The organism is Variovorax sp. Root411 (assembly GCF_001425205.1).
In the GTDB taxonomy this organism is placed as follows: domain Bacteria; phylum Pseudomonadota; class Gammaproteobacteria; order Burkholderiales; family Burkholderiaceae_C; genus Variovorax.
Genome location: NZ_LMDW01000016.1, coordinates 175251 through 197402, shown reverse-complemented (window position 1 = coordinate 197402; position 22152 = coordinate 175251). Strand labels below are relative to the sequence as shown.

The window sequence follows — 22152 nt, the reverse complement described above, 5'->3', positions numbered from 1 at the left end:
CGCACCGGGCGATGGCACGCCGCCATCGCCCGTTCGCGACTCCCGCACCCCATGCTGAATTACTTCCTCAAACGCCTGCTGGGCCTGATCCCCACGCTGCTCATCGTGGCCGTGCTGGTGTTCCTGTTCGTCCACATGCTGCCCGGCGACCCCGCGCGCCTTGCCGCCGGCCAGGATGCCGACGAGCAGACCGTGGCCATGGTTCGCCAGGAGCTCGGGCTCGACAAGCCGCTGCCGCAGCAGTTCGTGAGCTTCTTCACCCACATGCTGCAAGGCGACTTCGGCACATCGATCCGCACGCGGCGGCCGGTGTCGATGGAGATTGGCGAGCGCTTCTTCCCGACGGTGATGCTGACCATCACCAGCATGGTGTGGGCCGTGTTCTTCGGCATGGGCATTGGCATCGTGTCGGCCGTGTTCCGCAACCAATGGCCGGACCGGCTGGGCATGACGCTCGCCGTGTCGGGCATCTCTTTCCCCGCATTTGCACTCGGCATGCTGCTGATGCAGATCTTCTCGGTACAGCTCGGCTGGCTGCCCACGGTGGGGGCCAGCAGCTGGAAGCACTACATCCTGCCCTCGATCACCCTGGGCGCGGCCGTGGCGGCCGTGATGGCGCGCTTCACGCGGGCCTCCTTCGTCGAGGTGATCCAGGAAGACTTCGTGCGCACCGCGCGCGCCAAAGGCGTGCGCGAATCCAGCGTGGTGTTCAAGCACACGCTGCGCAATGCGCTGATTCCGGTGGTCACGATGATGGGCCTGCAGTTCGGCTTTCTGCTGGGCGGCTCGATCCTCGTGGAGGCAGTGTTCAACTGGCCCGGCCTCGGTCGCCTGCTGGTGGACGCAGTGCAGATGCGCGACTACCCCGTCATCCAGACGCTGGTGCTGCTGTTCTCGCTCGAATTCATCCTGATCAATCTCGTGGTGGATGTGCTGTATGGCTACATCAATCCCACCATTCGCTACAAGTGAGCAGCAAGCCATGACGCAAGCTACCCGCGCGACTGCCGATTCGATCACTCCGCCCGTCGTGGCGGTTCAAACCGCCGGCAAGGTCCGCACGCCCTGGGGCGAATGCTGGCGCCGCTTCAAGAAGCAACCCGTGGGCATCGTCGCCGCGGTGTTCGTTGCGCTGCTGGTGTTCGTCGCGGTGTTCGCACCGTGGATCGTGCCCTTCGATCCGGAGAACTTCTTCGACTACGACATGCTCAACACCGGCCCCTCGGCCACGCACTGGTTCGGCGTCGATCCACTCGGGCGCGACATCTTCAGCCGCATCTTGGCGGGTGCGCGCATCTCGCTGATGGCCGGCTTCCTGTCGGTGCTGGTGGGCGGCTTCGTCGGTACGGCCTTCGGCCTGCTCGCGGGCTACTACGAAGGCTGGTGGGACCGCATCGTGATGCGCATCTCCGACGTGCTGTTCGCCTTCCCCGGCATTCTTCTCGCACTGGGCGTGGTCGCCATCCTGGGCAGCAGCATGACCAACGTGGTGGTGGCGGTGTCGGTGTTCAGCGTGCCGGCCTTCGCGCGCCTCGTGCGCGGCAACACGCTGGTGCTGAAGCAGCAGACCTACATCGAGGCCGAGCGCAGCATCGGCGCTTCGGACTGGACCATCATCGTGCGGCACATCCTGCCGGGCACCATCTCGTCGATCGTCGTGTACTTCTCGATGCGCGTGGGCACCTCGATCATCACTGCGGCCAGCCTCTCGTTCCTGGGCATGGGCGCGCAGCCGCCAACGCCCGAATGGGGCGCGATGCTCAGCGAGGCCCGCGCCGACATGGTGACTTCGCCGCACGTGGCGCTGTTCCCCAGCCTGGCTATCTTCTTCACCGTGCTCGCCTTCAACCTGCTGGGCGACGCATTGCGCGACGCGCTCGATCCGAAGATCGATCGCCAGTAGCTCGCTTCTTCTTCATGCCATCGACGACCTCCCTGCCCTTCATCGGCAACTTGCTCCAGGGCGCGCGCAATGCCATCACCGACGTCGCGGGCGTCACGGTGGGCCACCAGACGCTCAGCGAGAACGGCGTGCAGACGGGCGTGACGGTGATCCGGCCCCATGCCGGCGACCCGTTCCGCGACAAGGTGCCGGCGGCCGCGGTGGTGCTCAATGGCTTCGGCAAGAGCGTGGGGCTGGTGCAGCTCGCCGAACTCGGCGTGCTGGAGACGCCGATCGCGCTGACCAACACCTTCTCGGTCGGCACGGTGGGCACGGCGCAGATCCGCCGCTGCGTAGCCGACAACCCCGAGAGCGGCCGGTCGCTGCCGACGGTGAACCCGCTGGTCTTCGAGTGCAACGACGGCTTCCTCAACGACATCCAGCGACTGGCTGTGAGCGAGGCGGACTACCTGCGTGCGCTCGACAACGCCGGCGCCGACTTCGCACAAGGCTCGGTCGGCGCGGGGCGCGGCATGTCGAGCTTCCAGCTCAAGGGCGGCATCGGGAGCGCGTCGCGCCGCGTCTCGGCCCCCGACAGCGAGGTGCACACCGTCGGCGCGCTGGTGCTGGCGAACTACGGGCGCCTGCCGCAGCTGGTGCTGGCCGGGCACGCGGTCGGCGAGCGCTTGGCCGCGCATGGCACGGCCGAATGCAAGGAGCCCGAAAAGGGCTCGATCATCATCGTTGTCGCCACCGACGCGCCGCTCGATGCGCGCCAGCTGCGCCGCCTGGCGCTGCGCGCGGGCGCCGGGCTGGCCCGCACGGGCTCGGTCTTCGGGCACGGCAGCGGCGACATCGTGCTCGCCTTCTCCACCGCCTACACCGTGCCCGACCGCGTCGAGCGGCCGATGCCCGCCGTGGCGATGCTGCACGACGGGCTGCTCGACGGCCTCTTCCAGGCCGCGGCCGACAGCACCGAACAGGCGATCATCCATGCGCTGTGGCGCGCCGAAGCCGTGACGGGGCGCGAAGGCAACCACCGCGCCGCGCTGAGCGACCTGCTGCCCGTCTCCATCTTTTCTTCCCAGGCCTGACCTGATTGCAACGCCCATGAAAGTCCTGATCTCCACCGACATCGAAGGCGTCGCCGGCGTCTACCACCCCGAGCAGGTGCGCGCGGGTAACCCCGAGTACGAGCGCGCGCGCCTGCTGATGGCGCACGAAGCCAATGCGGCGATTGCCGGCGCCTTCGATGCGGGCGCCACCGAAGTGCTGGTGAATGACTCGCACGGCGGCTTTCGCAACATGCCGCCCGACGTGCTCGATGCGCGCGCCCGCGTGGTACAGGGCAAGCCGCGCTACCTGAGCATGGTGGCAGGCGTGGAAGAAGGCGTGGACGCGGTCTGCATGGTCGGCTACCACTCGCGCGCGCAGGGGCGCGGCATCCTGGCGCACACGATCAACAGCTTTGCCTTTGCAAGCATCTCGCTGGGCGGGCAGGAGCTGGGCGAAGCCGGGCTCTACGGCGCGCTGGCCGGCGAATACGGCGTGCCCGTGGTGATGAGCAGTGGAGACGACGTGTTCATTGCCGAGAACCGACCGCTCTTTCCGCACGCGACCTTCGTGGAAACCAAGAAGGCCACGGGGTGCAACAGCGGTGTATCGCTGTCGCCCGAGCAGTCGCGTCGGGCGATCCGCGCGGGTGTGGAAGAAGCATTGGCCGCACGCTCCCGGTCGAAGCCGCTCGTCTTCGAGGGCCCGCAGACCGTAACGCTGCGCACCCAGTCGCCCGCGCTGGCCGACCTGTTCTGCCAGTGGCCGGCTTTCGAACGCCTGGATGGCGTCACGCTGCGCTTCACCGCCGAAACGGTCGAAGCGGCCGTGCGCATGCTGAACTGCTGCTCGGCCATGTCGTCGATGCTGCGCTAAAGCACTACACCCTCTTCCAAAACGAAGAGGAAAACAGGCCCACGGATATCCCGGCCTCGCCGCGGGGCTTATCCTTGCCCGTGCAGGACACCGGCGCCCTTATCCGGAATAAGCATCCAACCGCCCCGCAACCCGCATGGATGCTGGTGAATAAGCTTATCCGCATAAGGCGCGCACCAAAAAATAGTTTGTTTCCATAAGGCTGGCTTTCAGAATCTCGGCTTCTTGCTGGGGCGATGGACGCACTGCACTTCAAGACACACGCACGATGTACCAATACACAGAATTCGACCGACAGTTCGTTCATCAACGAGCCGCCCAATTCCGAGACCAGCTCGAGCGCTGGCAAAAGGGCCGCCTTCACGAGGACGAGTTCCGCCCCCTGCGGCTGCAAAACGGCTGGTACGTCCAGCGCTACGCCCCCATGCTGCGCGTGGCCGTGCCCTACGGCGAGCTGTCGAGCCGCCAGCTGCGCGTGTTGGCAAAAATCGCCCGCGAATACGACGAGCCCGAAGCCGAGGTCTACAAGAAGGCCATCGAGACGCAGGGCCTGCTCGGCAGCCACAAGCTCCCGACCCACTACGCCCACTTCTCGACGCGCCAAAACGTCCAGTACAACTGGATTCCGCTCGCCAAGTCGGCCGACGTGATGGACCTGCTGGCCTCGGTCGACATGCACGGCATCCAGACCAGCGGCAACTGCATCCGCAACATCACGAGCGACGAGCGCGCCGGCATCGCCATCGACGAAATCGCCGATCCGCGCCCCTACGCGGAAATCATGCGCCAGTGGAGCACGCTGCACCCCGAGTTCGCGTTCCTGCCGCGCAAGTTCAAGATTGCCATCACCGGCGCCACCGAAGACCGCGCCGCCACCGGCTGGCACGACGTGGGCCTGCACCTCGTGAAACACGAAGCCGGCGATGCATCACAGAACATCGCCCCTGGCGATGTGGGCTTCCGCGTGCAGGTGGGCGGCGGCATGGGCCGCACGCCCATCGTCGGCACCGTGCTGCGCGAGTTCCTGCCGTGGCAGCAGATCATGAATTACCTCGAAGCGGTGATTCGTGTGTACAACCGCTATGGCCGCCGCGACAACATCTACAAGGCGCGCATCAAGATCCTGGTGAAGGCCGAAGGCCAGCGCTACATCGACGACGTCGACGCCGAGTACAAGCAGATCCTCGAGCACGACGGCGCGCCGCACACCATCACGCAGGAAGAGTTCGACCGCGTGGCCGCCTCTTTCGTGCCGCCGACGCTCGCCACCCGCGTGGTGCAAAGCGCCGAGAAGACCGACGCCGAGCTGCGCGCCCAGGCCGCCGACGACGTCATGTTCGCCCGCTGGCTGGCGCGCAACGTGGCGCCGCACAAGAACCCCGCGCTGCGCGCCGTCACGCTGTCGTTCAAGCGCCTGAAGCAGGCGCCCGGCGATGCGTCGGCCGACCAGCTCGACACGCTCGCGCAATTGGCCGACCGATTCTCGGCCGGCGAAGCCCGCGTGACGCACGACCAGAACGTGGTCCTGCCCTGGGTGCATGCAGAAGACCTGCACGCGCTGTGGCTCGCCGCCCGCGCCGCCGGCTTCGCCAGCGCCAACGTGCACCTGCTGACCGACATGATCGCCTGCCCCGGCGGCGACTTCTGCGCGCTGGCCAATGCGCGCTCCATCCCCATCGCCGAAGCGATCACCGAGCGTTATCAAGACCTCGACGAGCTCGACGACCTGGGCGAGATCGACCTGCACATCAGCGGCTGCATCAACTCGTGCGGCCACCACCACAGCGGCCACATCGGCATCCTCGGCGTCGACAAGGACGGCAAGGAGTGGTACCAGGTCACCCTCGGTGGCTCCGACGGCTCCGCGCTCAGCGGAACGCCGCAGGCCGGCAAGGCGGTCGGCCCCTCGTTCTCGGCGGCCGAAGTGCCGGGCGTGATCGAGGCCGTGCTCACCGCGTACCGCGACACCCGCGAGAGCGGCGAGAACTTCATCGATACGCTGCGCCGCGTGGGCCATGACCCGTTCAAGGCCGCGGCCAACGGTGCGCGTTTCAAGGTGGAGGAAGCAGCATGAGCCGCCGGGCCGCTCCCAAGGCGAATACCGTAGCGCGTAGCGCGGAGGTTTCCGAATGAAAAAGAACCTGAACATCCTGGCCGCCGAAGAACATGTGGACGACGGCGACCCGAAAGTGCTGCAGTTGCCGAACGACGCAGACCCGCTCGCCATCGAGGTGTGCCTGGAAGACATCGAGCGCATCGACCTGAACTTTCCGAAGTTCACCGACGGCCGCGCCTACAGCCAGGCCTTCTTGTTGCGCCGCCGCCTGGGTTTCAAGGGCGACATCCGCGCCACCGGCGACGTGCTGATCGACCAGTTGGTACAGATGGAACGCACCGGCTTCTCCAGCGCTGTGCTGAAGGAAGGCGTGGACGCCTCCGACGCGCAGCGCCAGTTCGACCGTTTCGCCGCGTTCTACCAAGGCGATGCGGTGAAGACCGCGCCGCACTTCGTGGCCGGCACCTGAGCCCCAAGGGACCTTCAGCCATGAGCATGGACCTCACCAAAATCAACGCCGAACTCGGCCGCAACGCCGAGGGCCTGGTGGACTGGGCCATCGGCCTGGGCCAGAGCGCGATCATCACTACCAACTTCCGCCCTTTCGAGGCCGTGATCCTGCACATGGTCACGCGCGCCAAGCGCGACGTTCCCGTGGTCTGGATGGACAACGGCTACAACACCGAGGCCACCTACCGCTTTGCCGACGAAGTGACGAAGCAACTGGGCCTGGATCTGCACATCTACCTGCCGCGCCGCTCGCGTGCCCACCGCGAAGCGGTGGAGGGCCCGACCCCGGCGCTCGACGATCCGCGCCATGCCGCCTTCACCGAAGAGGTGAAGCTGGAGCCCTTTGCCCGCGCGCTGCGCGAGACGGCGCCCAAGGTCTGGTTCACCGCGCTGCGGGCCACCGACACGGCCGTTCGCGCGCAGATGGACCCGGTCAGCGTCAATCCGGACGGCCTGATCAAGGTCGCGCCGCTGCTGCACTGGTCGTCCAAGGAGCTGTACGAATACTGCGAGGCACATGGCCTGCCGAACAACTTCGACTACGTGGACCCCACCAAGGGCGAAGACAACCGCGAGTGCGGATTGCATCTTGCGCACTGAGCGCCAAGGTCTCTCCGATTCACCGCATCCAGCACCCTCTCCGATGAACGCCCGTACCGAAACCGAACTGCTGCAGCCGCCCATGCACTCTCCCGCGCGCCTGTCCAACACGCACCTCGATGCACTCGAGGAAGAAACCGTCTTCATCCTGCGCGAGGTCGCGGCCGCCTTCGAGCGTCCAACCCTGCTGTTCTCGGGCGGCAAGGATTCGCTGGTGCTGCTGAAGTGCGCGGAAAAGGCCTTCGGCGCCGGCCGCATTCCCTACCCGCTGCTGATGATCGACACCGGCCACAACTTCCCCGAAGTGACCGACTACCGCGACCAGCGTGCGAAGGAGCTGGGCGCCGAACTCATCGTGCGCAGCGTCGAAGACTCGATGAAGCGCGGCACCGTGCGCCTCGCGCACCCCGGTGAATCGCGCAATGCGCACCAGTCGGTGACGCTGCTCGAAGCCATCGAGGAATTCCGCTTCGACGCGCTGATCGGCGGCGCCCGTCGCGACGAGGAAAAGGCCCGCGCCAAGGAGCGCATCTTTTCGCACCGCGATTCCTTCGGCCAATGGCAGCCCAAGGACCAGCGCCCCGAGCTGTGGACGCTGTTCAACACGCGCCTCGCTCCCGGCGAGCACTTCCGCGTGTTCCCGATCTCGAACTGGACCGAGCTCGACGTGTGGCAATACATCGAGCGCGAACACGTCGGCCTGCCGTCGATCTACTACACGCACAAGCGCGAAGTGGTCGAGCGCCGCGGCCTGCTGGTGCCGGTGACCGGGCTGACCCCTGCGCGCGACGGCGAAACCGTGCAGGTGCGCGACGTGCGCTTCCGCACCGTGGGCGACATCACGACCACCTGCCCGGTCGAGAGCCTCGCGGCCGATGCGGGCGACGTGGTGCTCGAAACCCTGTCGGTCGACGTGAGCGAACGCGGCGCGACCCGGATGGACGACATGACATCCGAAGCTTCGATGGAAAAACGCAAGAAAGACGGTTACTTCTGATGAGCGCGACGACGACAGCCTCCCCCCAAGAACTTGCCGCTCACGGCGACACCGGTACCGCCCTGCGCTTCATCACCTGCGGCTCGGTCGATGACGGCAAGAGCACACTCATCGGCCGCCTGCTGGTCGACAGCAAGACCGTGCTGCAGGACCAGCTCGCCGGCGTGCAGCGCGGCGGCGAAACCGACCTCGCCCTGCTGACCGACGGCCTCTCGGCCGAGCGCGAACAGGGCATCACGATCGACGTGGCCTACCGCTACTTCTCGACCGCCAAGCGCAAGTTCATCATCGGCGACGCGCCGGGCCATGAGCAGTACACGCGCAACATGGTCACGGCCGCCTCGGCCGCCGATGCCGCCGTGGTGCTGGTCGATGCGACCAAGCTGGCCTGGGCCGCCGAAGTGGAAGACGGCACCGTCGTCAAGCGCGAGCTGCTGCCGCAGACGCGCCGCCACTCCCTGCTGTGCCACCTGCTGCGCGTTCAGTCGATCGTGTTCGCGGTCAACAAGCTCGACGCCATCGACGACGCCGGCCTCGCCTTCGAGCGCATCTCGGCCGCGCTGAACGCCTTTGCCGAGGCAGCCGGCGTGCAGGTCGCAGCCATCGTGCCGATCTCCGCGCTCAAGGGCTGGAACGTGGCCACGCGCCATGCCGACTGGGTCGGCTACGAAGGTCCGAGCCTGCTGGAGCTGCTCGAGGAACTGCCCGTGACGGCGCAGGACGAGGCCGTGCCTTTCGCCTTTCCGGTGCAGTGGGTCGAGAAGTTCTCAGCCTCCGCCGACACCTCGCAAGGCCGCCGCGTGTTCTGGGGCCGCGTCGCCTCGGGCCATGTGGAACCCGGCCAGCGCGTGACCGTGCTGCCGAGCAACCAGACCGCCACGGTCGCACAGGTGCTGAGCCATACGCGCCAGCCGAAGTCGGTGCATGCGGGCCACAGCGCCGGCATCGTGCTCGACCGCGAGGTCGACGTGTCGCGCGGCGACTGGCTGCTGGCGCCCGAGGCCTTCGAGCCGGTGCGCGAGATCACCGCCACCGTGGCCTGGCTCGACGACGAGCCGCTGGTCGCGGGCCGCGTGTACTGGGCGCTGCAGGGCCACCGCTGGGTCAAGGCCAAAGTGGCGCGCATCGTCGACCGCGTGAACATCACGACGCTCGAATCGGAGCCGGCAACGCAGCTGGAGGCCAACGCCATCGGTGACGTGGTGCTCGCGCTGCAGCAGCCGCTGGCCGTGCTGCCCTTCACTCAATCGCGCGCCCTGGGCTCGCTGGTGCTGGTCGATACGGCCTCCCACAAGACCGCTGCCGCCGTGCTCGTGCAGCCTGCCGCCGCAAGGGCCTAAAATCAGGGGTTTTCCCCGATCAAACTGACGTTAAAAGACAAATGACCCACGTCGTCTCCGAAGCCTGCATCCGCTGCAAATACACCGACTGCGTGGACGTTTGCCCCGTCGACTGCTTCCGCGAAGGTCCCAACATGCTGGTGATCGACCCGGACGAATGCATCGACTGCGCGGTCTGCATCCCCGAGTGCCCGGTCAACGCGATCTACGCCGAGGAAGACCTGCCGGCCAACCAGATCGCCTTCATCAAGATCAACGCCGAGCTGGCCCTGGCCGACGGCTGGAAGAGCATCACCAAGCGCAAGCCGGCGCTGCCTGATGCCGACGACTGGAAAGACAAGACCGACAAGGTCGGGGAGCTGGTGCGCTGAGCATGCAAGCCGCTCCGATCGAAACCGACGCGCTCATCATCGGCGCCGGTCCGGTCGGGCTGTTCCAGGCCTTCCAGCTCGGCCTGCTCGAGATCTCCTGCCAGATCGTCGATGCGCTGTCCGCCGCGGGCGGCCAGTGCGTGGCGCTCTATGGCGACAAGCCGATCTACGACATTCCCGGCACGCCCGCGACCAGCGGGCGCGATCTGGCGCAATCGCTGCTGCAGCAGGTGGCGCCATTCAAGCCGCAGTTTCATTTCGGCGAGCAGGTCGCCACGCTCGCGCGCCAGGATGACGGGCGCCTGCTGCTGACGACCTCGGCCGGCAAGGCCTTCCTGGCAAAGACGGTGTTCATTGCGGCCGGTGTCGGCGCTTTCGTGCCCAAGCACATCGCGCTCGAAGGCATTGCGCAGTTCGAAGGCACGTCTCTCTTCTATCACCCCGAATCGCTGGACCGCTTTGCGGGACAGACCGTGGTGGTCAATGGCGGCGATGACATCGCGCTGGAAACTGCCATTGCGCTCACGGCCATCGCGAAGCACGCCACGCTGGTCCATCGCCGCGACGGCTTCCAGGCCGACGAAGCCACCATCGCCTCGATGCGCGCCCTCGTGGCCGCGGGCAAGCTCGCCTTCCAGGTCGGCCAGCCGACCGCCTTCGACGGCAAGCAATTGCAGATCACCACGCCCGACGCAACGACCGTCGACCTGCCGCTTGACGCGCTGGTCGCCTGCCTCGGCATTTCCCCGCGTCTCGGCCCCATCGCCGACTGGGGACTGGAGCTCGAACGCAAGCAGGTGCCCGTCAACACCGAGAAGTACGAAACCCGCGAACGCGGCGTTTTCGCGGTGGGCGACATCAACACCTACCCGGGCAAGAAGAAGCTCATCGTCTGCGGCTTCCACGAAGCCACGCTGGCGGCCTGGGGCGCCACCGCCATCGTCTTCCCGGGCAAGGCCGTGCCGCTGCAGTACACGACCACCAGCACGCGGCTGCACGAGCTGCTCGGCGTGGCTGCTTCGCGCCCGGCATAAGCGCCTGGTACTCGCCGATGAAGGTGCGCTCCTCGGGTTTACCCCCTGGAATGGCACGCCCGTCGTCGAGGGCTTCCCGGCAGCGGATAAACTCCGCGCTGCGCCGCGGTTCGCCACGGCGCAATTGCTAGGGGTGCTGGGCGGCTTGCCGTCCGGCTGAGAAAGTCCCTTTGAACCTGTCCGGTGGTTTCACCGGGGGCCCGCGTCGTTTCCAACGGCGCGGGCTCGAGGCAATCCTCGCGCAGGGAAGCTGGTCCGGTGGCCTCTCACGTTCTCTCGCGTGACGGCTGCGCCGCTCGGGCCCCGCCCACCTGCCAAACCTTTTGCACTGGAGCAAATGGATGGCAAACGATGACGACGACACTGCTCCTGGCGCCAACGAGGCGCTGACGCCGCTGCCCGCATCCCGGCGCGTGTTCGGCTGGCACGACCACGCCTCGCTCTGGTTCAGCCTCGGCGTGGGCCTGCTGGTGATGCAGATCGGCGCCTACCTGGTGCCGGCCGTGGGCACGCGCGACGCGGCCATTGCCATCGTGCTCGGCTCCTGCGTCGGCGCCGGCCTGCTGGCCTGGACCGCGCGGCTGGGCTGCGAGAGCGGCCTCGCCAGCGCCGGCCTGATGCACGCCACCTACGGCAGCGCCTTCGCACGGTTGCCGGTGCTGCTCAACATCGTGCAACTGGTGGGTTGGACCACTTTCGAACTGGTCATCATGCGGGAAGGCACGCAGGCCATCGGCCAGTCGGTGATCGGCCCTTCGCTGGGCACCGCCTGGGGCGGCGTGCTGACCACACTGCTGTGGGGCGCGGTGCTGCTGGCGCTGCTCGCGGGGTCAATGGTCAAGCTGGTGCGGCGCTTCGTGAGCCGCTTCGGCCTGCCGCTGGTGATGCTGTCGCTGCTGTGGCTCACATGGCAATTCGCGGCGCGGCTGCAGGCCAAGGGCCTGGACGCCTTCTGGGCACGCCCGGGTGACGGCACGATGGGCATGTTCGGCGCGCTCGATCTCGTGATTGCGATGCCGGTCTCGTGGCTGCCGCTGGTGGCCGATTACGCGCGGCACGGCAAGCGCAACACGACCGGCAAGGGCGGCCTGGGCAGTGCCTTCAGCGGCACCTGGATCGGCTATGCGCTCGCCAACATCTGGTGCTACGCACTGGGCGTGATGGTGGTGAGCGTGGCCGAGCCCGGCACGGGTCTGGTCACTGCGCTGCTGCTGGCACAGGGCGGGCTGGTGGCGCTGGGGCTGATCCTGATCGACGAGCTCGACAACGCGTACGGCGATGTCTATTCGGGCTCGGTCTCCACGCACAGCCTGCTGCCGCGCTGGAGCGTAAAGCGCTGGGGCCTGCTGCTGGCCGCGCTGTGCATCGCATTGGCGCTGGTGCTGCCGATGCATACGCTGGAGCCCTTCCTGCTGCTGTTGAGCTCGGTGTTCGTGCCGCTCTACGGCGTGATCATCGGGCGGCTGGGCGGCGGCCAGTCGGCGTCGTTGGCCGGCACGCGGCAGATCGATTTCGGAGCGGCGCTGATCTGGATCGCGGGCATTGCGGCGTACCACGCGCTGGCCAGGTGGGCGCCGCAGTTCGGCTCTGCGCTGCCCACGCTGGCGGTGACTTTTGTTCTCGCGTGGCTCAGCCGGCCTTCACCGGCAAACGGTGCGTCGGCACTGGCGCAAAGCCGTGGTTGAGGGGACCATGACCCGCACCGACCTGCACGTTCGCACCAGCGGCCATGGCGCCGAGGATGTAGGCGCGCGCCCGTTCGACCGCCTCGGGCAGCGCCGCGCCCAACGCAAGATGCGCGGCGATGGCGGAAGACAGCGTGCATCCCGTGCCGTGCAGGTTGCGGCTGGCAATGCGCCTGGAGGCCAGCCGCTTGCGCTCGCCACCGGATTGCAGCAGCACATCGACCACGTCGTCGCCCGGCAGGTGGCCGCCCTTGAGCAGCACGGCCTTTGCACCGAGCGCGAGCAGTTCGTCGGCGGCGCCGTCGAGCGCATCGACGCCATCGATGGCATGGCCGATCAGCAAGGCGGCTTCATCAAGGTTAGGCGTGACGACCACGGCGCGCGGAAACAGTTCGCGCACCAGCACTTGCACCGTCTCGGCCGCGATCAGGCGGTCGCCGCTGGTGGCCACCATCACGGGGTCGAGCACTACGTTCTTCAACTGGTAGCGGTCGATGGCCCAGGCCACCACCTCGACCACCTCGGGCGCGTGCAGCATGCCGAGCTTGACGGCATCGACGCCAATGTCTTCCACCACCGCCTGGATCTGCGCCTTGAGGAAATCGGGCGGCACGCCGTGAATGCCCGAGACGCCGAGCGTGTTCTGCGCGGTGAGCGCGGTGATGGCCGTCATGCCGTAGCAGCCGAGCGCCGCGAAGGTCTTGAGGTCGGCCTGGATGCCGGCGCCGCCGCCGCTGTCGGAGCCGGCGATGGAAAGCACGCGTGCGTAGCGCTGGGTGGGTGCTGGGGTCATGCCGAAAATTATCGGCGACCGGGCTTGCCTTTCTCCCTCCCCTTCCGGGGGAGGGTCGGGGTGGGGGCACGCGGCGTATCCACTTGGCGCTCTGCCTGCCCCCATCCCGGCCTTCCCCCAGAGGGGGAAGGAGCAAGACCATGAGCCTTCCTTTTCAATCGGCGGCCATCCTCGGCGCAGGCCTCATGGGCCGCCTGCTGGCGGTGACGCTCGCGCAGGCCGGCTGCAAGGTCGATCTGTTCGAAGCCGGCAGTCCCGATGCCGAAGGCGCCGCCGCACGCGTGGCTGCGGCGATGCTCGCCCCCTTGGCCGAATCGGCCGTGGCGCCGGTGTCGGTCGTGCGCATGGGGCAGCATGCGCTGTCGCGCTGGCCCGAGCTGCTTGCCCCGCTTGCGCAACCCGTGTTCTTCCAACGCGAAGGCACCCTGGTGCTCTGGCACCGGCAGGACACCGCCGAAGCCACACGGCTGGCGCGCGTGCTTGCGAACACCGGCACGCAGGTACCTGAACTGGCGCCGATGCAGACGCTCGACGCGCAAGCGATTGCCGCGCTCGAGCCTTCGCTGGGCCAGCGTTTCGCGCAGGGCCTGTTCCTGCCGGGCGAAGGCCAGCTCGACAACCGCGCCCTGCTGGCTTCGCTGCTCACCACGCTGCAGGCCAGCCCGCGCGTCACGCTGCACTGGCAATCGCCACGCGCACCCTCGGACTTTTCACCCGGCACAACGGGCCAGCCCGACTGGGTGATCGACTGCCGCGGCCTCGGCGCCAAGCCCCAATGGCACGCACTGCGAGGCGTGCGTGGCGAGGTGATCCGCGTGCACGCGCCCGAGGTGAACCTGAAGCGCCCCACCCGCCTCGTGCATCCTCGCTATCCGCTCTACATCGCGCCCAAGCCCGGCAAGCTGTTCGTGATCGGCGCGACCGAGATCGAGTCGGAGGACATGTCGCCCGCCAGCGTGCGCTCCACGCTCGAACTGCTGAGCGCTGCCTATGCCGTGCACAGCGGCTTCGCCGAGGCACGCATCGTCGAGATCGCCACGCAGTGCCGCCCCACGCTGCCCGACAACCTGCCCGCCATCCGCCGGCCACGGCCGCGCGTGCTGCAGATCAACGGCCTGTACCGCCACGGTTTCATGATCGCGCCCGCACTGCTCGACGCCGCGATGGAACTGCTTGCGCACGGCCACTCGGCCCTCGCAAAGAGCTTCGACATGGAGGCCACCGACACATGACGATGAACATCCTGATCAACGACAAGCCCTTCGCGCTGCCAGACCACGCCAGCCTGACCGACGCTCTTGCGGCATTGAACGCCACGCCGCCTTTCGCGGTGGCCGTGAACCGCGATTTCGTGCCGCGCTCGGCATACGCCGCGCGCGCGCTGCAACCCGGCGACCGCATCGAAGTGATCCGCCCCGTGACCGGCGGCTGAATGATGGAGACAAAGAACATGACCCCGAACGATCCCTTGGTGCTCTACGGCGAGACCTTCCAGAGCCGCCTGCTGCTGGGCACCGCGCGCTATCCGTCGCCCGACCTGCTCGAAGCCGCGGTGAAGCGTGCAAAGCCCGCGATGCTGACCGCTTCGCTGCGCCGTCAGACGGCCAGCCAGGGCTCGGGCAACAGCGAGCTCGGCAACGGCTTCTGGGAGTTGCTGCGCAAGCTCGCCGTGCCGGTGCTGCCCAACACCGCCGGCTGCCACAGCGTGCAGGAGGTGATCGCCACCGCGCAGATGGCGCGCGAGCTTTTCGACACGCCCTGGATCAAGCTCGAACTGATCGGCGACGACTACACGCTGCAGCCCGACACGCTGAACCTCGTCGATGCCGCTTCGCAGCTGATCCGCGACGGCTTCAAGGTGCTGCCCTACTGCACCGAAGACCTCGTGCTGTGCCAGCGGTTGGTCGACGTCGGTTGCCAGGCCGTGATGCCCTGGGCCGCGCCCATCGGCACCGGCCGCGGACCGATCAACCCCTACGCGCTGCAGGTGCTGCGCGACCGCCTGAAGGTACCGATGCTGGTCGACGCGGGCCTGGGGCTGCCCTCGCATGCCTGCCAGGTGATGGAGTGGGGGTACGACGGCGTGCTGCTCAACACCGCCGTTGCGCTGGCGCAGGACCCGGTCGCGATGGCCGGGGCTTTCGCCGACGCGGTGCAGGCCGGCCGCACCGCATACCGTGCCGGCGCCATGGCCGCGCAAGACGCTGCGCAGCCCAGCACGCCTGTGCTCGGCACGCCCTTCTGGCATCACGCACCATGACCGCCGCGACCGACGCCCGCGCCATTGCGCACGCCATCGTCGCGGCCCACGGGTTGCGCTTCGGCGCCATCACCTCCGCACCCGTGGCCGCGCCCAGCTTCTCTTCGGACGACCCCGTCTACCGCGGCGCCAAGCAGGCCAGCACCGCTCTCGGCTTCATCGAGATCGATGCCGAATGCCTGGCCCATGCATGGCGCGCACAGACACAGCGCCTGGGCAGCTTCGACGCCGCGCTGTGGCCCGACGCGCCCGAAGACTTCGGCATGCGGCCGTTTCCACCGGACGGGCGTGGCGATGCATTTCCGTCCTGCCCCGAACGGCTCGGCCTGTACGCCGTGCTGCCCGACGCGCAATGGGTCAGCCGCATGGCGCGCGCCGGCGTGCCAACGGTGCAACTGCGCTTCAAGTCCGACGACGCAGCGGCCATCGAGCGCGAAGTGCAGGCGGCCGTCGAAGCGGTGCAAGGCACCGGCGCCCTGCTCTTCATCAACGACCACTGGCAGATCGCCATCGCGGCCGGCGCCTATGGCATTCACCTCGGCCAGGAAGACCTCGACGCGCTCTCGCCAGACGAGCTGGCGCAACTGCGCGCCTCGGGTCTTCGCCTGGGCGTCAGCACGCATGGCTACGCCGAGATGGCCCGCGCCGACAAGGTGAGCCCGAGCTACATCGCCATGGGCGCGGTGTACCCGACCACGCTCAAGAAGATGGCGACTGCACCGCAGGGTGTGGCCCGGCTCGGCGCCTATGCACAGCTGCTGCGCGGCTATCCGCAGGTCGGCATCGGCGGCATCGACGCCGTGCGGCTGCCCGAAGTGCTCGCCACCGGCGTCGGCTCCGTCGCCGTGGTGCGCGCGCTGGTCGCGGCCGAAGACCCCGAGGCCACGGCCGCGCAATGGATGGCGACCATGAGTGCCGCCACGGGCAACTGAACAGAATGAACAACTCCAAGCTCTCTCCTTCATCCACCTGGCCGCTCTCGCCCGTTTCACGCGCACTGGCTGTCGTTCTCATCACCACTGCCTGCGGTGCGCATGCGCAACAAAGCACGTTGCGCGAGGTCACAATCACCGAAGGCGCCGCCGCGCCACAAGCCGACATCAGCGGCTTCGGCGACGTGCCGCTGCGCGAGTTGCCGCTCTCGGCCACGGTGATCGACGGCAAGCAGTTGCGCGACAGCGGCGCGCGCCGGCTCGCCGACCTCACGCAGTTCGACGCCTCGGTCACCGACGCCTACAACTCCGCGGGCTACTGGGACTACCTGACGGTGCGCGGCTTCGTGCTCGACAACCGCTTCAACTACCGGCGCGAGGGCCTGCCGATCAGCGCCGAGACATCGATCCCGCTCGACAACAAGGAGCGCGTCGAGATCCTGCGCGGCGCCAGCGGCATCCAGGCCGGCACCAGCGCGCCGGGCGGGCTGGTCAACTACGTCGTGAAGCGGCCGACCGAACAGGACCTGCGCACGGTGCGCATCGAGACCACGAGCCGCGGCAGCATGCTCGGCGCTGTCGACCTGGGCGGGCGCTTCGGCCCAGACCGCCAGTTCGGCTACCGGATCAACGTGGCGAGCGAAAACCTCAAGCCGCTCACGCACAACCTCGACGGCAACCGCAACCTGTTCTCGCTCGCGGCCGACTGGCGCATCACGCGCGACTCGGTGCTGGAGTTCGAGATCGAGCAAAGCCGCAAGACGCAGCCGAGCCAGAACGGCTACAGCCTGCTGGGCAGCGTGCTGCCTGCGCCGGTCGATCCGCGCATCAACCTCAACAACCAACCGTGGTCGCAGCCCTCGGTGTTCAAGGCACTGACGGGCACCGTGCGCTTCAGCCAGGCGTTGAACGCCGACTGGCGCTGGAGCGCGCAGATCGGCCAGCAGCGCCTGAAGAGCGACGACCGGCTGGCCTACGCCTTCGGCTGCGGCGCCGAGGGCAACTACGACCGCTATTGCTCCGACGGCACCTTCGACTTCTACGACTTCCGCAGCGACAACGAGCGCCGCACGCAAACCGCGGGCAGCCTCAACCTCAAGGGCAACGTGATGACGGGCAGCGTGCGGCACGAACTCGGCTTCGGGCTGCTGCAAAGCCGTGTGCGCAATCGCTTCGACAACCAGGCCTACAACTACGCCGGCACCGGCAACGTCTGGGCCACGGCCATCGTGCCGGCGAGCCCCGACGCCACCACGCCGCAGACCAACCGCGACGAACGCTCGACCGAATTGTCGGTGCAGGATGCGATCCGCTGGAACGACCGCTTCACCACCTGGCTGGGCGTGCGCCACACGCGGCTCGATCGCAGCAGCATCGGCAACGATGGCTCGAGCCCGACCGGCTACAAGCAGGACGTGACCACGCCGTGGATCGCGGCGAGCTACGCCATCCAGCCGGGGCTGTTGGCCTATGCGAGTTGGGGCAAGGGCGTCGAATCGCAGGTCGTGCCGAACAGGATCTCGCAGTACAGCAATGCAGGGCAGGCGCTGCCCGCGTTGACCTCGCGCCAATGGGAGCTGGGCCTGAAGGGCGGCAGCGAAGCATTCAGCTGGCAGGTCGCGTGGTTCGACATCTCGCGGCCGATGACCAACCTCGACCTGTGCGGCGCCTACTGCGAAGTGCGCAACGACGGGCGCGCGGTGCATCGCGGCCTGGAGGCCGGCGCGCAATGGAGCCAGGGGCCATGGCGCATCGGCGGCAGCATCGCGGTGATCGATGCCAGGCGGCGCGGGAGCACCGCGAACCCGGCGCTCAATGGAGAGTCGCCGACCAACGTGCCCAAGGAGGTGCTGCGGGCGCAGGCCGCGTACCGCGTCGCATCGGTGCCGGGCCTTGAAGTCGCGGGGCAGCTTTCGTACGAAGGCCGGCGCAACGTGCTGCCCGACGGCTCGGTCACGCTGCCTTCGTGGACGCGCGTCGATGCGGTGCTGCGCTACGACGCCAAGGTACGGGGCGTGAACACGAGCTGGACACTGGCCGTCGACAATCTGTTCGACCGCCGCTATTGGAAGGAATCGCCCTACCAGTTCAGCCACGTCTATCTGTTCCCGGGTGCGCCGCGCACGCTGCGTCTCGGGGTGAGTGTTGCGCTTTGAACGCGGTCGAGGAAGCACCGTCAAAAAGCACGCTATAATCTAAGGCTTGTTCCTCGATAGCTCAGTTGGTAGAGCGCCGGACTGTTAATCCGTAGGTCCCTGGTTCGAGCCCAGGTCGAGGAGCCACTACAAAGCCGCAAGGCCTCTGGATGCCCCGCTACTCACAAGGTAGCGGGGCATTTTCATTTGCGCTGTCTCGTTGGATGCTCGGCGTCACGCAAAAAATCGGGGTAGCCGACGGGATCGGCAAATCCATTGCATATAATTTAGGGCTTGTTCCTCGATAGCTCAGTCGGTAGAGCGCCGGACTGTTAATCCGTAGGTCCCTGGTTCGAGCCCAGGTCGAGGAGCCAAAACTCTTGAGTTGACGGGCCTTTCAGGTCTCCGCGAATAGTCCGCCGGTAACGGCGGGTCCTAGATCGCAAGGAGTCCCGAAATGGCAACAGTGAACAAGTCCGCCGGTGACGGCAGTGCGTCTGACAGCGCGCTGCAAACCGGCTCTACAGGCTTCCCTCTCCCCGAGGGAGGCCTTTCTTTTTCCGGCTTTCGTTCCGGCGCGCTGCCCGCAATCCCGATGCGGGCCGGCGGCATCACGGTCGAAACGCTGATCAACCAGTACATGGCGCACTACGCCGGCCGCGACACGACGCGCCCGCAGCGCCTGTCGTGGTGGGCGGGCCACATCGGCCACCTCGCGCTGCAGGATGTGACCGACGATCACGTGCATGCCGCGCTCGAGGAGCTTTCCCAGTGCCGCGCCACCTACTACGCCGGGCTGGATGCGGCCGGCAAGCCCATCTACAAGGCCAAGCGCAAGGCGATCGCGCCCGCCACCATCAACCGTTACAGCGCCAGCATCGCCGCGGTCTTCACCTGGGCGATCAAGCGCCGCGTCGCGCCCAAGGGCTGGGTTCACCCGTGCCGCAGCATCGAGCGCCGCGCAGAGCACAACGAGCAGACCCGCTTCCTGTCCGAGGAGGAGCGGGTCCGCGTGCTCGAGGCCTGCAAGGCCTCCCCCTACCCCCGCCTCTACCTGCTGGTGCTGACCGCACTCACCACGGGGGCGCGCAAGGGCGAACTGCTGGGGCTGCGCTGGCAGGACATCGACCACGGGCACGGCGTTGCCTACGTCGGCCGCAGTAAGAACGGCGACCCCAAGACCCTGCCGCTGGTGCCGGCGGTGGCGGACCTGTTCAGGTCGTTCGGCGCCGGGGCCGCCCCCTCCTCGCGGGTGTTCGCCTCGTCACGCAACCCTTCCCAGCCGTACGCATTCGAGGAGCGCTGGAAGGAGGCGCTGCGCGCCGCCAGGGTGCGCAACTTCAGGTTCCACGACCTGCGCCACACTTGCGCGTCCATGCTGGCGCAGAACGGAGCCACCCTGCTGGAGATCGGCGACCTGCTCGGTCACCGGCAGCTGCAGGTGACGAAGCGCTACAGCCATCTGGCGACCGGCCACAAGGCCGCGCTCGTCAATCGAGTTCTCGGAGGCATTCAATGAAGGGACGCATGAACGAAGAAAAGAAACCCAGGCGGCGCGCGGCACCGCCGTCCGTGGAAAGCCGGCGGGTCCTGCACGACGTGGACCCCCTTGCCGACATGACGCCGCGCGAGCGCGACGCGGTCCCGCCCCTGGACTCCCCCGAGTTCGACAAGTGGAGCGTCGCTGCAGTCCTCGAGCACAACCGCGAAAGGATCGAGAACAGCGGGGTGGGCGTGCTGCAAGCCCTCAACCTGTGTCTTGTCAGCCGGGTTGACCCGCCGGAGTGGCTGGCACAACTCGTCCTGAACCGCCTCGAGGCCTTCCTCCAGTTCGAGACGGCAACGCTGGACCAGGCCTTCGATGTCCCGCGCATCACCGAGAAAACCCGTGCGGCCATCGTCGATCGCAAGCGCCTGATCTGGCAGGTTTCCGACGCGATCATGGCGACGCTGAAGGCCGATCCGAGCTGGGAGATCGGTCAGGCATTGTTCGAGGAGGTGGGGATGACCCTGGGAATCGGCGCCAGCAAGTGCCAGGAGCTCTACCGGGAGGGGGTCGAGCGCTACGGGACGCCCGATCCCAAGGACTTCAAGCGGCAGCTGCGGCGCAATATTGGCTAAACCGCGCCTTCGCCAATTTTTGTAAAACGCACACAGTCGCGAACCTCCACGAATTCAACACGCATTTGTGTTGATGCGGGTCCTGTCAGGCCCGTCAATTCAGGAGTTTCTCGATGAATGACGAATCCGATTCGCGTCTGGCGTGCCTGCTCACGCTGGAGGGATACCAGCAGCGCACGGCACCTATCTTTTCCGGCATCCACTCCTTGCGCTGGTACATCCGCCCGCGCAAGGAACAGCTGGTGGCGGCGGGCGCCCTGCTGTACATCGCCGGTCGCCTGTGGGTGAACCCCGACAAGTTCGACGCCTGCGTTCTTGAACTGGCCTCTGCCGCCCGTCAGCCCGTGGCGGCGCCGGAGGCCGCATGAATGCGCCGACGACACCCCTGCCCGGCTCCGGCGCCGAATACCTCAAGATCGACAAGAGCAGCGCCCAACGGGAAGGCAGCGATGGCGCGCCAGACCGTGTCGCCGTACCCACCTCCCCTGCGCTGGCACAACCGGGTCTCGAGCCTCACGCGCTGTGCGCGGTTTTCCCGGACATGGGCACGGAAGACTACGAGTGCCTCAAGGAAAACGTTGCAGTCAATGGCGTACTGCATGCGATTGTTCTGCTGAACGGCCAGATTCTCGATGGCCGGCATCGCTACCGCGCCGCCATGGAACTCCACATGGAATGCCCTTGCATCGAGTTTGCCGGGCAGGATCCGCAGCAGTTCGTGATCGCGGCCAACGCAGCCCGGCGGAACCTCACCGCGAGCCAGCGTGCGTTCGCAATTGTCTCGGTCTTCGAGTGGTGCGCACGGGGATCGAATCAACACGGAGGATGGTCACCGGGTGACCATCCTCCGAAGTCCACGGCCGAACTGGCGAAAATTACCGGGCTCTCCAAGAGCACCATCAAGCAGGCAAAGCTGGTGGAGGCCGCAGACATGCCCGAGGTGGCGGATGAGGTCAGGGCCGGAAAGCTTTCCCTGAAGCGGGCCGCAGACAAGGTGAAAACTTCTGTTCGCCCGATTTCCAGCCCGGCAGCACTCTCCGACCCGGGGCAACCTCGCGATGCGGCGACGGTCCTCGAGAAACCGGCATCGCGCCTGGCGGAAACAACGGGGACGACGCATCCGCAACAGCAGTCCTCCGATCAACGCAAGGAAAACCCGGTCGGCGAAACGGAGGCAGTGCAGCAGCGCATCCGCGAACTCGAAGGCTTGCTCGCATCGCTCACGAAAAAGCTCGCGGATGAGACGAGCCGCGGCAAGGACCACGCCGAGATGTTCGCCGAGTTGCAGCAACTCCTGAACGTCGGCTCGGCCAACCAGGTCGTGGGCGAAGTGAAGCGGCTCCTTTCTGCAAAGGAGGAGTGATGTCTGCGCTCTCCCCTCACGAGACTGTACTACGGCCGGCCGGTGCCGGCAAATGGGTCCTGGCGTCTGCCCGGCTGACACCTCGTGCCAGCCCGCAGGCAAAGGTCGCTGGCTGTTCGTGCTCGGCAACATCGAACGCCGTCT

22 protein-coding genes and 2 tRNA genes are annotated in these 22152 nt (G+C 67.1%); 23 read left to right on the top strand and 1 reads right to left on the bottom strand.

Annotated elements, in window-relative coordinates; translation table 11 throughout:
- Window positions 1-51: 51 nt before the first annotated feature.
- The 12 genes from gsiC to ASC92_RS17475 all read left to right on the top strand — a co-directional run bounded on the left by gsiC (window position 52) and on the right by ASC92_RS17475 (window position 12404).
- Window positions 52-972, top strand: coding sequence for a glutathione ABC transporter permease GsiC (gene gsiC / locus ASC92_RS17530; RefSeq protein WP_056518197.1), 921 nt, complete (start codon window positions 52-54; stop codon window positions 970-972).
- A 10-nt stretch (window positions 973-982) separates the two neighbouring features.
- Window positions 983-1903 (top strand): glutathione ABC transporter permease GsiD, encoded by a 921-nt coding sequence (gene gsiD / locus ASC92_RS17525; RefSeq protein WP_056518195.1) that lies wholly within the window; start codon window positions 983-985, stop codon window positions 1901-1903.
- 14 nt (window positions 1904-1917) lie between these two features.
- The gene (locus ASC92_RS17520; protein WP_056518193.1) at window positions 1918-2976 is read left to right on the top strand and encodes a P1 family peptidase; all 1059 of its coding nucleotides are present in this window, start codon (window positions 1918-1920) and stop codon (window positions 2974-2976) included.
- Between the two features lie 16 nt (window positions 2977-2992).
- Window positions 2993-3811, top strand: a complete 819-nt coding sequence (locus ASC92_RS17515; RefSeq protein ID WP_056518190.1) for a M55 family metallopeptidase — start codon at window positions 2993-2995, stop codon at window positions 3809-3811.
- 268 nt (window positions 3812-4079) lie between these two features.
- Window positions 4080-5885 (top strand): nitrite/sulfite reductase, encoded by a 1806-nt coding sequence (locus ASC92_RS17510; RefSeq protein WP_056518189.1) that lies wholly within the window; start codon window positions 4080-4082, stop codon window positions 5883-5885.
- A 55-nt stretch (window positions 5886-5940) separates the two neighbouring features.
- Window positions 5941-6336 (top strand): DUF934 domain-containing protein, encoded by a 396-nt coding sequence (locus ASC92_RS17505; RefSeq protein WP_056518187.1) that lies wholly within the window; start codon window positions 5941-5943, stop codon window positions 6334-6336.
- A 20-nt stretch (window positions 6337-6356) separates the two neighbouring features.
- A complete protein-coding gene (locus ASC92_RS17500; protein WP_056518185.1) occupies window positions 6357-6977 on the top strand; it encodes a phosphoadenosine phosphosulfate reductase family protein in 621 nt (206 codons plus the stop codon).
- Window positions 6978-7020: 43 nt separating this feature from the next.
- Window positions 7021-7974 carry a sulfate adenylyltransferase subunit CysD gene (gene cysD / locus ASC92_RS17495; RefSeq protein ID WP_007839298.1) on the top strand — a complete coding sequence of 318 codons (954 nt, stop codon included), beginning with the start codon at window positions 7021-7023 and terminating at the stop codon, window positions 7972-7974.
- Entirely contained in the window at window positions 7974-9314 is a 1341-nt protein-coding gene (locus ASC92_RS17490) for a sulfate adenylyltransferase subunit 1 (RefSeq protein WP_056518184.1), read from the top strand. The genes cysD and ASC92_RS17490 overlap by 1 nt, the downstream gene beginning before the upstream one ends.
- Window positions 9315-9355: 41 nt before the next feature.
- Window positions 9356-9685, top strand: a complete 330-nt coding sequence (gene fdxA / locus ASC92_RS17485; RefSeq protein ID WP_056518182.1) for a ferredoxin FdxA — start codon at window positions 9356-9358, stop codon at window positions 9683-9685.
- A 2-nt stretch (window positions 9686-9687) separates the two neighbouring features.
- Window positions 9688-10719 carry an NAD(P)/FAD-dependent oxidoreductase gene (locus ASC92_RS17480; RefSeq protein ID WP_056518180.1) on the top strand — a complete coding sequence of 344 codons (1032 nt, stop codon included), beginning with the start codon at window positions 9688-9690 and terminating at the stop codon, window positions 10717-10719.
- A gap of 341 nt (window positions 10720-11060) precedes the next feature.
- Window positions 11061-12404 (top strand): purine-cytosine permease family protein, encoded by a 1344-nt coding sequence (locus ASC92_RS17475; RefSeq protein ID WP_056518178.1) that lies wholly within the window; start codon window positions 11061-11063, stop codon window positions 12402-12404.
- On the opposite strand, the gene thiD is transcribed toward ASC92_RS17475, so the two are convergent.
- Window positions 12349-13197, bottom strand: coding sequence for a bifunctional hydroxymethylpyrimidine kinase/phosphomethylpyrimidine kinase (gene thiD, locus ASC92_RS17470; RefSeq protein WP_056518175.1), 849 nt, complete (start codon window positions 13195-13197; stop codon window positions 12349-12351). The genes ASC92_RS17475 and thiD overlap by 56 nt on opposite strands.
- 140 nt (window positions 13198-13337) lie before the next feature.
- Between thiD and ASC92_RS17465 the strand changes: the two genes are divergently transcribed.
- The 11 genes from ASC92_RS17465 to ASC92_RS17415 all read left to right on the top strand — a co-directional run bounded on the left by ASC92_RS17465 (window position 13338) and on the right by ASC92_RS17415 (window position 22008).
- Window positions 13338-14429, top strand: a complete 1092-nt coding sequence (locus ASC92_RS17465; RefSeq protein WP_056518173.1) for an FAD-dependent oxidoreductase — start codon at window positions 13338-13340, stop codon at window positions 14427-14429.
- Window positions 14426-14629, top strand: coding sequence for a sulfur carrier protein ThiS (gene thiS / locus ASC92_RS17460; RefSeq protein ID WP_056518171.1), 204 nt, complete (start codon window positions 14426-14428; stop codon window positions 14627-14629). The genes ASC92_RS17465 and thiS overlap by 4 nt, the downstream gene beginning before the upstream one ends.
- 18 nt (window positions 14630-14647) lie before the next feature.
- Window positions 14648-15457 carry a thiazole synthase gene (locus ASC92_RS17455; RefSeq protein WP_056519106.1) on the top strand — a complete coding sequence of 270 codons (810 nt, stop codon included), beginning with the start codon at window positions 14648-14650 and terminating at the stop codon, window positions 15455-15457.
- Complete coding sequence (gene thiE / locus ASC92_RS17450) at window positions 15454-16389, top strand: thiamine phosphate synthase (RefSeq protein WP_056518168.1); 936 nt, start codon at window positions 15454-15456, stop codon at window positions 16387-16389. The genes ASC92_RS17455 and thiE overlap by 4 nt, the downstream gene beginning before the upstream one ends.
- 5 nt (window positions 16390-16394) lie before the next feature.
- Complete coding sequence (locus ASC92_RS17445; RefSeq protein ID WP_056518167.1) at window positions 16395-18545, top strand: TonB-dependent siderophore receptor; 2151 nt, start codon at window positions 16395-16397, stop codon at window positions 18543-18545.
- A gap of 50 nt (window positions 18546-18595) precedes the next feature.
- Window positions 18596-18671: transfer RNA gene (locus tag ASC92_RS17440), tRNA-Asn, on the top strand.
- Between the two features lie 151 nt (window positions 18672-18822).
- Window positions 18823-18898, top strand: a tRNA-Asn gene (locus ASC92_RS17435).
- Window positions 18899-18981: 83 nt separating this feature from the next.
- On the top strand, window positions 18982-20043 hold the full coding sequence (locus ASC92_RS17430; RefSeq protein WP_082519625.1) for a tyrosine-type recombinase/integrase: 1062 nt from the start codon (window positions 18982-18984) through the stop codon (window positions 20041-20043).
- 8 nt (window positions 20044-20051) lie between these two features.
- Window positions 20052-20645: a hypothetical protein gene (locus ASC92_RS17425; protein WP_056518163.1), complete on the top strand. Its 594-nt coding sequence runs from the start codon at window positions 20052-20054 to the stop codon at window positions 20643-20645.
- A 113-nt stretch (window positions 20646-20758) separates the two neighbouring features.
- Window positions 20759-21013 (top strand): hypothetical protein, encoded by a 255-nt coding sequence (locus tag ASC92_RS17420; protein ID WP_056518162.1) that lies wholly within the window; start codon window positions 20759-20761, stop codon window positions 21011-21013.
- On the top strand, window positions 21010-22008 hold the full coding sequence (locus ASC92_RS17415) for a ParB/RepB/Spo0J family partition protein (protein WP_056518159.1): 999 nt from the start codon (window positions 21010-21012) through the stop codon (window positions 22006-22008). The genes ASC92_RS17420 and ASC92_RS17415 overlap by 4 nt, the downstream gene beginning before the upstream one ends.
- Window positions 22009-22152 lie beyond the last annotated feature (144 nt).

Bases quoted from the DNA above. Each gene is read 5' to 3' on its own strand.
- thiD (WP_056518175.1), bottom strand. From the start codon at position 13,197: ATGACCCCAGCACCCACCCAGCGCTACGCACGCGTGCTTTCCATCGCC.
- ASC92_RS17510 (WP_056518189.1), top strand. From the start codon at position 4,080: ATGTACCAATACACAGAATTCGACCGACAGTTCGTTCATCAACGAGCC.
- ASC92_RS17425 (WP_056518163.1), top strand. From the start codon at position 20,052: ATGAACGAAGAAAAGAAACCCAGGCGGCGCGCGGCACCGCCGTCCGTG.
- thiS (WP_056518171.1), top strand. From the start codon at position 14,426: ATGACGATGAACATCCTGATCAACGACAAGCCCTTCGCGCTGCCAGAC.
- ASC92_RS17520 (WP_056518193.1), top strand. From the start codon at position 1,918: ATGCCATCGACGACCTCCCTGCCCTTCATCGGCAACTTGCTCCAGGGC.
- gsiC (WP_056518197.1), top strand. From the start codon at position 52: ATGCTGAATTACTTCCTCAAACGCCTGCTGGGCCTGATCCCCACGCTG.
- ASC92_RS17430 (WP_082519625.1), top strand. From the start codon at position 18,982: ATGGCAACAGTGAACAAGTCCGCCGGTGACGGCAGTGCGTCTGACAGC.
- ASC92_RS17420 (WP_056518162.1), top strand. From the start codon at position 20,759: ATGAATGACGAATCCGATTCGCGTCTGGCGTGCCTGCTCACGCTGGAG.
- ASC92_RS17465 (WP_056518173.1), top strand. From the start codon at position 13,338: ATGAGCCTTCCTTTTCAATCGGCGGCCATCCTCGGCGCAGGCCTCATG.
- ASC92_RS17500 (WP_056518185.1), top strand. From the start codon at position 6,357: ATGAGCATGGACCTCACCAAAATCAACGCCGAACTCGGCCGCAACGCC.
- ASC92_RS17415 (WP_056518159.1), top strand. From the start codon at position 21,010: ATGAATGCGCCGACGACACCCCTGCCCGGCTCCGGCGCCGAATACCTC.
- ASC92_RS17505 (WP_056518187.1), top strand. From the start codon at position 5,941: ATGAAAAAGAACCTGAACATCCTGGCCGCCGAAGAACATGTGGACGAC.
- ASC92_RS17475 (WP_056518178.1), top strand. From the start codon at position 11,061: ATGGCAAACGATGACGACGACACTGCTCCTGGCGCCAACGAGGCGCTG.
- ASC92_RS17445 (WP_056518167.1), top strand. From the start codon at position 16,395: ATGAACAACTCCAAGCTCTCTCCTTCATCCACCTGGCCGCTCTCGCCC.
- cysD (WP_007839298.1), top strand. From the start codon at position 7,021: ATGAACGCCCGTACCGAAACCGAACTGCTGCAGCCGCCCATGCACTCT.
- thiE (WP_056518168.1), top strand. From the start codon at position 15,454: ATGACCGCCGCGACCGACGCCCGCGCCATTGCGCACGCCATCGTCGCG.
- ASC92_RS17490 (WP_056518184.1), top strand. From the start codon at position 7,974: ATGAGCGCGACGACGACAGCCTCCCCCCAAGAACTTGCCGCTCACGGC.
- ASC92_RS17515 (WP_056518190.1), top strand. From the start codon at position 2,993: ATGAAAGTCCTGATCTCCACCGACATCGAAGGCGTCGCCGGCGTCTAC.
- ASC92_RS17480 (WP_056518180.1), top strand. From the start codon at position 9,688: ATGCAAGCCGCTCCGATCGAAACCGACGCGCTCATCATCGGCGCCGGT.
- fdxA (WP_056518182.1), top strand. From the start codon at position 9,356: ATGACCCACGTCGTCTCCGAAGCCTGCATCCGCTGCAAATACACCGAC.
- ASC92_RS17455 (WP_056519106.1), top strand. From the start codon at position 14,648: ATGACCCCGAACGATCCCTTGGTGCTCTACGGCGAGACCTTCCAGAGC.
- gsiD (WP_056518195.1), top strand. From the start codon at position 983: ATGACGCAAGCTACCCGCGCGACTGCCGATTCGATCACTCCGCCCGTC.